This is a genomic window from Marseilla massiliensis (assembly GCF_016899855.1).
GTDB lineage: Bacteria > Bacteroidota > Bacteroidia > Bacteroidales > Bacteroidaceae > Prevotella.
In genome coordinates, this window is sequence record NZ_JACJJG010000002.1 from 108,255 (window position 1) to 117,953 (window position 9,699).

Here is a 9,699-nt window from a genome sequence, read left to right on the forward strand (position 1 = left end):
TATTTTCGTTTTTAATTATTATCTTTGCCCGACAAATATTCAAGATTATGTGCGGAATAGTAGGATACATAGGCCCCAGAGAGGCTTACCCGATATTGATTGCAGGGCTGAAACGCCTTGAATACCGTGGTTATGACTCGGCCGGCATAGCCCTCATCAACGACGGAGGGCAGCTGAACGTTTACAAGGAGAAAGGTAAGGTGAGCAATCTTGAAGCCATAGCAAGCCAAAGAGACACCACCGGAAAGATAGGAATAGCCCACACGAGGTGGGCCACCCACGGCGAACCGTCAGCCGTCAACGCCCACCCGCACGTGTCACAGAGCGGACGCCTGGCCCTTGTACACAACGGCATCATCGAAAACTACGCCAGCCTGAAAGAGTTTCTTAAAGGAAAAGGGTTCACTTTCAAAAGTTCCACCGATACAGAAGTGCTTGTACAACTCATAGAATTCATGCAGCAGGAATACGGCAAAGACCTTGAAGGAGCGGTCGTGTTGGCGCTCAGGCGAGTTGTAGGCGCGTATGCCATAGCCGTCATCGACAAAGAATTTCCAGACAAGATAGTGGTAGCAAAGAAAAGCAGTCCCGTGGCAATAGGCGTAGGCAAGGACAATGGCGAGTTCTTTTTCGCTTCCGACGCGCTGCCATTCGCCGATTACACAAACAAGCTGATTTACCTCAACGACAACGAGGTGGCACTGCTTAAGCTCGGCCAGGACATTGAGATAAGGAACCTTGACAACAAAGAAATAACCCATGATATAAAGGAGGTGGACATAAACCTCGAGTCATTGGAAAAGGGCGGATTCGACCACTTCATGCTCAAGGAAATATACGACCAGCCAAGATGCATATCCGACTGCATGCGTGGACGCCTTCTACTCAAGGAGAAACGCATCGTGCTGAGCACCATCAACCTGCACCGTAATGAACTTGTCAACGCAGGAAGATTCGTCATCGTAGCCTGCGGCACGTCATGGCACGCCGGACTGATAGGCAAACAGCTAATCGAACAATGGGCAAAAATTCCGGTGGAGGTGGAGTACGCCTCGGAATTCCGCTACCGCAACCCTGTAATCCTGCCTGGCGACGTGGTGATAGCCATATCGCAAAGCGGCGAGACCGCCGACACGCTTGCGGCATTCGAGTTGGCAAAGAAGAGCGGCGCATTGTGCTTCGGCATTGTCAACGCCGTAGGCTCAAGCATTGCGCGGGCCTCTGACACGGGCATTTACATACACGTAGGGCCCGAGATAGGCGTAGCCTCAACCAAGGCTTTTACAGGGCAGGTCACCGTACTTACATTATTCGCCCTTGCGCTGGGCCACGAATTAGGCACCATCCCGCAACAGGAATACGAAGATACCATAGAGGAGCTTGGCCGAATACCCGGCAAGATAAAAACCGTTCTTGAAAAAGACAGCAAGATAAAGGACATTGCCAGAACGCTTACATACGCTGAAAACGCTCTATACATGGGCCGAGGGTACAACTATCCCGTAGCCCTTGAAGGCGCCCTGAAGCTAAAGGAAATAAGCTATATCCATGCCGAAGGCTATCCCGCCGCGGAAATGAAACACGGGCCGATAGCCCTGATTGACGAAGACATGCCCGTCGTATTTGTCGCTACACACCATCAACTGTACAAGAAAATACTGAGCAACATCGAAGAGGTAAAAGCCCGTAACGGCCGGATTATAGCAATCGTAACGGAAGGCGACGAGGCAGTGAGCGACATTGCGGAAGCTACGATTGAAGTTCCTCCGACACTTGCGCCGCTCGCTCCGTTACTATCCGTCATCCCGCTACAGCTTACGGCATACCACGTAGCCGTCGAGAAAGGGCTGAACGTTGACCAGCCGAGAAACCTCGCCAAGTCAGTAACCGTAGAATAGGAAAGAATTTAAAATCAAAAATCCAACTGCCGTGTAGAAAACACCTTGCAAGGCATATTTTCTTAATTCTTAATTTCCCAAAATACAGACATGACAAAGAACGACCTGAGAATAATATTCATGGGCACTCCCGAGTTCGCCGTGGAGACACTGCGTGCCCTTGTCGACGGCGGATACAACGTAGTAGCCGTGGTGACACAGCCCGACAAACCAGTAGGACGCCACCAGGACACGCTCCAGCCTTCTGCCGTTAAACAGTATGCCGTGGCAAAAGGTCTGCCCGTGCTACAGCCCGTAAAGATGAAAGACCCGCAATTCGTTGATGAATTGAGAAGCTACAACGCCGACCTTCAGGTTGTCGTGGCCTTTAGAATGCTGCCCGAAGTGGTATGGGCCATGCCGCGTTTCGGCACGTTCAACGTCCATGCGGCCCTGCTCCCGCAGTACCGTGGGGCGGCACCCATCAACTGGGCCGTCATCAACGGCGAAAAACAGACTGGCGTCACGACATTCTTCCTTGACCACGATATCGACACCGGCCGCATAATAATGCAGGAACCGTTCGACATCGCAGACGATTTCAACGTAGAGAACGTGTACGATGGCCTGATGAAACTCGGCGCCGGCATAGCCTTGAAGACCATAGACAGAATTATCGCAGGCAACGGACACGTAGACTCACTGCCCCAAGAAGACATGATACCGGTAGGCAAAGAGCTGCACTACGCGCCAAAAATATTCAAGGAGACATGCCGGATTAACTGGAACATGCCGGCAGAACAGGCGCGGAACTTCGTCCGCGGTCTGTCGCCATACCCCGGAGCATGGACCAACATGGTATCTCCCGACGGTAAGAATTCGGTCCTTAAGTTATTCAAGGCCGCTTTAACGCAAATGCCCTGCAACGGGAATGCTCCGGGAACGATAAGGATATTCAACGGGAACATGCTCGTTGCCACGGCCGACTGCTGGCTACAGCTCGACGAAATGCAGCTGAGCGGAAAGAAACGCATGGACGCACGGGCGTTCCTTAACGGTTTTCGCGACATCGAAAGCTACACTCTTGAAAGGTGAAAGGGTGAAAAGGTGAAAGGGTGAAGACTTGGGCAGGATTACAATCACCACGGTCACATCCTGCCCGATTATGAATTATGGATTATGGATTATGAATTATTAAAAGACAAGCGCATAGCCGTACTCCTCTCGGGCGGAGTCGACAGTTCCGTCGTCGTGTACGAGCTTGCCCGAGGCGGTTTCCGTCCCGACTGCTTCTACATCAAGATAGGCCCCGAAGAGAGCGAAGAGTGGGACTGCTCGAGCGAAGAGGACCTTGAGATGGCTACCGCCGTAGCCGCAAGATACGGCTGCAGGCTCGAAGTTGTAGACTGCCACAAGGAATACTGGAACCAAGTGACACGCTACACCATGGAGAAAGTGCGGGCAGGATTCACGCCGAATCCCGACGTAATGTGCAACAGGCTGATCAAGTTCGGCGCCTTCAACGAGAAAGCAGGCCATGACTACGACCTGATAGCCACAGGCCACTACGCCCGGACGGAAATAATAGACGGCATGAAATGGCTGACGACAAGCCCCGACCCCGTGAAAGACCAAACAGACTTTCTCGCCCAGATACACGACTGGCAACTCAAGAAAGCCCTCTTCCCCATCGGGGGACTGATGAAAGAAGAGGTGCGGGCTACAGCCGAACGCGAGCGCCTTATCAACGCCAGGCGCAAGGACAGCCAGGGGATATGCTTCTTGGGCAAGATAAACTACAATGACTATATCCGCCGCTACTTGGGCGAAAACCCGGGTGACGTGCTCGAGCTTGAGACCGGCAAGAAAATCGGACGCCACAAGGGGCTATGGTTCCACACCATCGGCCAGCGCCACGGCCTCGGCTTCGGCGGCGGCCCGTGGTATGCCGTGAAGAAAGACATGCAGGCGAACATCCTCTACGTAAGCAAAGGATACGAGCCGGCTACGGCCTACAAAAAAGACTTCAACATACACGGCTTCAACTTCCTGACATGCGACCCCTGGCAAGGACAAGCGTCGATAAACGTTACGTTTAAGATACGCCACACCCCCGAGTTCCACAAAGCCACGCTCGAACGCGCCGGCAAGGCGGCCTTCGCCGTACACTCTGAGGACATGATACAGGGCGTAGCCCCCGGCCAGTTCTGCACCGTGTACGATGAAGAGCACCACAAATGCGTCGGAAGCGGCGAGATATGTATCTGATGCATGTCCTCACCGATTAAGAAATCAAGGAAAGGGTAAAGAAGTCAAGACACGTCTTCCACATACCAGCCGCGATGGCAACATCCTGGCTTCCTTACTCTCCCTATATAATTCCCCGCCTCCACAACAAATTAGCAAACAACGGATATACAACGGTAAGGCAGACGTTTCCGCCATAGCTATGCTGCTGCTCGTATTAATTGGTTCCACCTGCCTCTCTTATTTCCTCATACCGTTTGTGCTGAAATACCTACATGCCACCACGGTGAGCGTCTATATGAACATGCAGCCCATCGTGGCATCCATTGCATCCATCTGCATCGGGCAGGACGTATTTAGTTGGGATAAACCTGTCGCGCTCGTCCTTGTCATAGCCGGAGCAATGGTCGTTACACATAGCCCAGCAAAAGAAGAAAAACAAACAGAATAATAAACAACAACGGGAAACATCCTACAATGTCTCCCGTTGTTGCTCAGTTTGATTGTCTGTATAGTCTTATTTGTTTTTTAGATTACTGAAACTTCTTACCTGAATGCCATGCCTGCCCTACACTATCGCCGACTGCGCGGTAAATCAAAGCGGAAGAGTCGAAAATAATCGGTCGGAGTTTTGCAAGATCAACCTTACCTTCGGCATTAAGAATGCTCTCATCAGCACTCCAATTCACGACCTCACCAACCACACGTGCACCGCCATCGGTGTTTTCTTCCATTTCAACAACACGGCATTCCAGCGTTAGCTTGTATTCGTTGATTATCGGGGCATCCACATTTGGACTTGGAGTTACGGTGAACCCGGCACGCTTCACTTTGTCTGTAACCTTATTACCGCTCACCAATCCTAAATAATCTGATTGAGCCGTATTTTCCTCCGTAGCGAAACTGACCGTAAATGCTTTTTTCAGCTTTATATTCTCTGTTGTCTTGTGTGCTCCTAAATCAAAAGTAATTTTGTCATAGTCACACTGGCCGCCCCATGCCGCCATCATAACGTCCGGAACCTGATTCTCGTCATAAGTCGCTATCATGATACAGGGTTGCGGTGTCATGACCGGATGCTGTGTTCCGAAATTCCGGCGTCCGGGCACCTCCTTTACTTTTTCTTTCTGATTCACGTTCATGTTAATATCGTTAGATTTATTGTTTTCATTACAGGCTGTCAATACAGACAGCAAGGCTACTACAATAATTATTGCTTTTTTCATATTGTCTTCTTGTTGATTTAAATTCAGAATTATAAGAATTACATGCGTTCATATTTCTATCAATTATCTATCTGCGCTTTCCAAAAGCGAACAGCATCAGCTATCCATCCTTCAGCCACTGTTCCCGTGCCTAATCCAAAGCCGTGTGGAAGTCCGTCGTAAGCATGAAATTCGGTCGGAATTCCGAGGGCTGAAAGGCTTTGCAACCGCCGTTGCATGGTACGCCAAGATGCAATACCGTCGTTAGTGCCGACACAAGCATATGTTGCCGCATCTTGCTGGCTGACCGTGTTATATCCCGTATATTGCATGATTACAGCCGCTGCTTGCGGTATATCTTTACGTCCGGTCAATTGACGAAGGTATCCTGCATTGCCAAGCACTGCCGCCATACGTGCACCTGCTGAACCGCCCCAAAGGGAATAACCGGAAGCGCTTACGCCCAATTCATCAGCATGGTCATATATATAGGTAATTGCACGGGCAAGGTCTTCGTAAGCATTGTCCGGACGATAGATAAGCGCGAAAGCGTTATAGCCGAGTTTGGACAATTCAAGGGCATGAGGAAAACTATCATGCATAGCTCCGACATACGCGAATGCCCCTCCTGCATTGCAGACGGAAAAGGGAGCGCCAGGGCTTCCACGGAAGAAGAACAGGCCCGTGTTACGTTTCTGGGGGTCAGCCTGTTTCTCTGTTTCCGTATAAATGTCAAGGAATGCGCTACCAGTATGTGCTTTCAGGTAATTGCAGATTTCGACAGTCTTTTCCGGATCTATATAGTTGTACCACACCAAACGCAGCTGTTCCAATGTCTCGCCACTCCAGTATCCTTCATCCACTGGGAAAATCAGCCGTCCACAGTCACCGAAAGCCGGATCGTTCATTACATCACTGATGCGACTTGTGCGAGTGAAAGACTGTTGTTCTTCATCCGGGAAGAAAAACGGCAGGGTGTTATAGACAAACTTAACGACGGAATTGTAGTCGTGTTGCCCACCCTCTCTCTGATGGTATGAAAAATTATGTGGGGTGAACACATCGGTCAGCTGCAAACAAGCCATCGCCTGATTATGGGTCTGATAGAAGCGTGCATCCTGCGTCCCCACGGCGTGCCATACGTGAAATCCGTTATCAGTTCCGTAAGGCGATGCCTGGACTACCGAAGCAAGGAACTGTGCCGTCTGCTCCGGCGCCGTCTGTCCGCCAAATGTCGTAACATGCCAACTGTCGCCGCTCATCGGCAAGAAGAAGCGTTGCAGGTCAAAACAATGCTCAAAGATATACCATGTCGTAACGCTCCCCAAAGAGAATCCGCCGAAAGCCCTATGGTCGCGCGAGGCCACGATACCAGCCCGATCCGTCGTCTCGGCGTATGTTGAGAAGCGACTTTCAACGGCTGGAATAAGGTCGTTTTCATACCCGTTGTAGAACACGGCGATTTCCTCACACGACTCGCCCCAGTCTTTAGCTCGGTTGTCCTTGTCCCATGTAGGAGAAACAACGATTACGGGACGGCAGTCCCCCTGCTGTATCATCCAGTCCAGTATGTTCTTCTGCGCGCCGCCCAAAGTTTCAAAAGTGTCCTCTGCCCTGCCTGTCCATCCATGCATCAGATAGATGACATCGTATGAACGGCTTTCATCATAGCCGTACGGTAGATACACATAAGCTGGTTTCCGCGTAGCAGGGTGGTTGTCGCAGGTATAATCTCTCGAGTCGTACTCTATCCTCACAACTTGCCCCTGCTCGGTTGCTTCCGAAAAATATTGGGCTGGGACGGATTTGGTCATCCGGATTTGAAAATTGTCATTGTCAGTTGCTCCGCTCCCGTTCATATCAGTTGTAATTTCTGTCTTTTCCGTGCAGGCGCATAATCCCGTGACTATGGCTGCCATCATCATTGTCATGCAGGCCTTTCTTCCCATCGTTTCATGTAATTGCACGCCTGCAAAGTTCGCCATAATTCTTGTGCCACGTATTACAATAATTACCGCGAATGCCTGCATTTTTACGGTTAGTTAAACAAAGCACTGACACGCTTCGCTTATCCACGGACTCTTGTTACAATCACAATTACCACAATCCGATAGTTCCATATTATTCCGGCTTATTTCTTTTTCTTAGGAAATGGCAGTATTAAGGACTACTACTTATGGTTATTATACTTACCTTATCAATAGTTTGACATTTTACGCTGAGTCATTTCCTCGGCAAAGCCTGTTCGCCGATATTCCTTGGCAAGGTAACTGACATCATCCCCGGTATTCCGTTGGGCTCACGCCTAAATGCTGTTGCACGTATCGGCTGAAATAGGCGGGCGACGAGAAGTAGAACATATCGGATATGCGGACGAAAGTAAGTGACTTGTCGCGCAGCAGGCGGGATATGTCGAGGATGGTGTAGCGGTTTATCCAGTAGTTGGCGGCATAACCGCTTATCTTGCGGGATACTTCAGACAGGTATTTGGGAGTTACGCACAGCTTGTCGGCATACCAGTTCACTTCGCGGTGTTCGCGGTATGTCCCGTTTTCCAGCATATTGAGGAAACGGCTCATGATAGAGGCGCTTTGCATCGGGATATTGTCCACTCCGTAAAGACGGGAATGGAAATCGAAGAAATCTATTATCAACATCTGTACAGAGGCTATCAGCAGGTCTTTACGGAAATGGTGATCGGTCTGCGCCAGTCGTGCCTCCACCATCTCGAAATCCTTGCGGCATTGTTCCTGTTGCGCGTCGTCTAGCTTCATTACGGGATTAAGGAACAGGGCCAGCTGGCCTTTCATCCCATAGTTGCTGAGTGGCGTTGAAAGCACGACAAACTCAGAGGTCACGTATATCACCTTTACCCGGAAATCCTCCGTCGGCCGGATACGCTCTACCAACTTGCCCTTACGGACTATCATCAGGTCGCCCGCTCGCAGCTCGCGTTCCTCTCCGTTGTATTTCAGCCTGCATCCGCCTGCCAGGCAAAGGGCATGGGCCAGATAATTACCGTAAGCGTCAGTACCCAGTCCGTCAAGGTTTTCCCTTATTATGATATTTTCAGTTTCAGCCATGGCTTTCATTCTTTTGTTTCACGAATGCAAATATACATATTTCAAGCTAACAACATCTTTAATATTTCCCGAAATGCTTGCCCTTTAGTTTTATCGGCTAAAAACGGGAATAAGTGTATGTCCTACCGAAATCCTTGTAAAGCGGCTTTTCCACGACTGCCGTAATTTTGCATCGGTATAATAAAAAATCAAGATATGAACTACAGAACATTGGGACAGGGCGGACTGAAAGTGTCCGTCATAGGCTTGGGCTGCATGGGTATGAGCCACGCTTACGGGGCGCCGGCCGACAAGCGGGAGATGGCCGAACTGCTGGCCGACGCGGTGGATATGGGTTACACGTTTTTCGACACTGCGGAATCCTACGGAACCGCTGCCTGTCCACATGACAACGAGGAACTGTTGGGAGAGGCCCTCAAGCCTTTCCGCAACAAGATTGTCATTGCGACCAAATTCGGCATTTCGTTTGAAAATCCTGACGCGCCCGGCACTCACGCCGTCATCACCGACTCGCGTCCGGAGGTGATACGCCGCTCGGTCGAAGGCTCCCTGCGGAGGTTGCGGACAGACCACATCGACCTCTACTACCAGCACCGCACCGACCCGCAGGTGGAACCGGAAGCGGTGGCTTCCGTGATGGCCGACCTGATAAAGGAGGGTAAGATTCTTCATTGGGGCCTTTCTGAAGCAAGCGTAGAATATCTGCGCAGGGCGCACAGCGTATGCCCGGTATCAGCCGTACAGAACCGCTATTCGATGATGGCGCGGTGGAACGAATCGCTTTTTCCCGTGCTCGAAGAACTGGGTATCGGCTTCGTGGCGTTCTCTCCGCTTGCCAACGGCCTGCTTTCGGGGTGCTATACGGCAAACGACCGCTTCGACGCGGCTACAGACTACCGAGCTTCCATGCCACAGTTCAGGAAAGAAAGTTTTGTCTTGTCCTGGCAAAAGTTGACACATTTATGAACAATAAAAAATGTGTAAAACAATGCGAAAGAATCCAACAAAGTACAGCGAGGAGTTCAAATTGAGCGTCCTTCGTGACTATTACTCGTCAGGCATGAGCAAGCGCAAGTGTGCAAAGAAGTATGGCCTGTGTAATCCGACGTTATTGTCGTCATGGCAGTCAAAGTATGGGGAGAAAACCTTATCTTTGCCGTCGGAAGAAGAATACGACGACATGGCAAGACGCAGCAAGGAGGAATACAGGGATGAGAACGCGGCCCTGCGCAAGCGCGTGCGCGAGTTGGAGAAGGCGCTTGCGTACTCGCGTTTGGAGACGGAGGC

The 9,699-nt window shown here is 50.6% G+C and carries 9 protein-coding genes; 6 read left to right on the forward strand and 3 right to left on the reverse strand.

Annotated features, from left to right (window positions below; genetic code table 11):
- The first annotated feature begins 47 nt into the window (after window positions 1–47).
- The 4 genes from glmS (at window position 48) to H6A34_RS15170 (ending at window position 4,575) form a co-directional block, all read left to right on the forward strand.
- Entirely contained in the window at window positions 48–1,898 is a 1,851-nt protein-coding gene (gene glmS, locus H6A34_RS01210) for a glutamine--fructose-6-phosphate transaminase (isomerizing) (RefSeq protein ID WP_205102954.1), read from the forward strand.
- Between the two features lie 90 nt (window positions 1,899–1,988).
- Window positions 1,989–2,972 carry a methionyl-tRNA formyltransferase gene (fmt, locus tag H6A34_RS01215; RefSeq protein WP_205102955.1) on the forward strand — a complete coding sequence of 328 codons (984 nt, stop codon included), beginning with the start codon at window positions 1,989–1,991 and terminating at the stop codon, window positions 2,970–2,972.
- Window positions 2,973–3,056: 84 nt separating this feature from the next.
- Complete coding sequence (mnmA, locus tag H6A34_RS01220) at window positions 3,057–4,145, forward strand: tRNA 2-thiouridine(34) synthase MnmA (RefSeq protein ID WP_205102956.1); 1,089 nt, start codon at window positions 3,057–3,059, stop codon at window positions 4,143–4,145.
- A complete protein-coding gene (locus H6A34_RS15170; protein WP_205102957.1) occupies window positions 4,099–4,575 on the forward strand; it encodes an EamA family transporter in 477 nt (158 codons plus the stop codon). The genes mnmA and H6A34_RS15170 overlap by 47 nt, the downstream gene beginning before the upstream one ends.
- A gap of 82 nt (window positions 4,576–4,657) precedes the next feature.
- On the opposite strand, the gene H6A34_RS01230 is transcribed toward H6A34_RS15170, so the two are convergent.
- The 3 genes from H6A34_RS01230 to H6A34_RS01240 form a co-directional block, all read right to left on the reverse strand.
- Window positions 4,658–5,350 (reverse strand): flavin reductase family protein, encoded by a 693-nt coding sequence (locus H6A34_RS01230; RefSeq protein WP_239480712.1) that lies wholly within the window; start codon window positions 5,348–5,350, stop codon window positions 4,658–4,660.
- Window positions 5,351–5,409: 59 nt separating this feature from the next.
- On the reverse strand, window positions 5,410–7,278 hold the full coding sequence (locus H6A34_RS01235) for an alpha/beta hydrolase-fold protein (RefSeq protein ID WP_205102958.1): 1,869 nt from the start codon (window positions 7,276–7,278) through the stop codon (window positions 5,410–5,412).
- A gap of 327 nt (window positions 7,279–7,605) precedes the next feature.
- On the reverse strand, window positions 7,606–8,412 hold the full coding sequence (locus H6A34_RS01240; RefSeq protein ID WP_205102959.1) for a helix-turn-helix domain-containing protein: 807 nt from the start codon (window positions 8,410–8,412) through the stop codon (window positions 7,606–7,608).
- Window positions 8,413–8,607: 195 nt separating this feature from the next.
- Here H6A34_RS01240 and H6A34_RS01245 point away from each other — a divergent pair, with 195 nt between their 5' ends.
- Together H6A34_RS01245 and H6A34_RS01250 are read left to right on the forward strand one after the other, a co-directional pair.
- Window positions 8,608–9,378 (forward strand): aldo/keto reductase, encoded by a 771-nt coding sequence (locus tag H6A34_RS01245; protein ID WP_239480713.1) that lies wholly within the window; start codon window positions 8,608–8,610, stop codon window positions 9,376–9,378.
- Between the two features lie 22 nt (window positions 9,379–9,400).
- A partial coding sequence (locus H6A34_RS01250) for a transposase (protein ID WP_205102961.1) occupies window positions 9,401–9,699 on the forward strand: 299 nt, incomplete at its 3' end.